This is a genomic window from Clostridium pacaense (assembly GCF_020709765.2).
Classification (GTDB): domain Bacteria; phylum Bacillota; class Clostridia; order Lachnospirales; family Lachnospiraceae; genus Enterocloster; species Enterocloster hominis.
On the sequence record NZ_JAJFEB020000063.1, the window covers coordinates 1 to 709 of the forward strand.

Here is a 709-nt window from a genome sequence, read left to right on the forward strand (position 1 = left end):
CTGTCCGTCCTTTCCCCATCTCCCTCCCTCTCTTCCATCCTCTCCTCTTTCCTCCCCTCCCTCTCTCCCTCCTTTCCTTCCCTCTCCTTCTCCTTCTTCTTCTTTCTTCCCTCCTCTTCCTCCCCCCTTCCTTTTCTCTCCTTTCCTCCCTTCTTCCTTCTTTCTCCCCTTTCTTCCTCCCCTTTCTCTTCCTTTCTCTCCCTCCTCCCTCCCCTTTTCTTTTCCCCTCCTTCTTTTTTCCCCCTTTCCTTCTTCTTCCTTCTCTTTCCCTTTCTCCTCCTTCCTTCTCCCCCTCCTTTTCTTTCTCTTCTCTCTCCCCTCTTCTTCTCTTTCCTCCCCCTCCCTCTCCCTTTTTCCTTCCTCTTTTTCTCCTCTTTCTTTCTCCTTTTTCCCTCCTTTTCTCCTCTTCTCCTCCTTCTCTTCCCTTCTCTCCCTCCTTTCCTTCTTCTCTTCCTCCTCTTCCTTCTCTCTTTTCCCTCCTTTTTCCTCCCCTCTTCTTCCTCCCCCCCTTCTCCTTTCCCCCGTCCCTTCTTCTCCCTCTCCTTCTTTCCCCCTTCCTTTCCTTCCCTCTCTTTTTTTTCCCCTTCCCCCTCCCTTTTCTTCTCTCTTCTCTTCTTTCTTCCTTCTTCTTTTTTCCTCTTCTCCTTCTTTTCCTCCCCCTTCCCTTTTTTTTTTTCCCTCCTCTCTTTCTTCTCTCTTCCTCTCTTCT

At 49.8% G+C, this 709-nt stretch carries 1 protein-coding gene; it reads right to left on the minus strand.

What is annotated here, in order from left to right; all coding sequences use genetic code 11:
• Positions 1-709, minus strand: a 709-nt coding sequence (locus LK536_RS58470) for a hypothetical protein (protein WP_506092297.1), incomplete at both ends; no start/stop codon positions are given.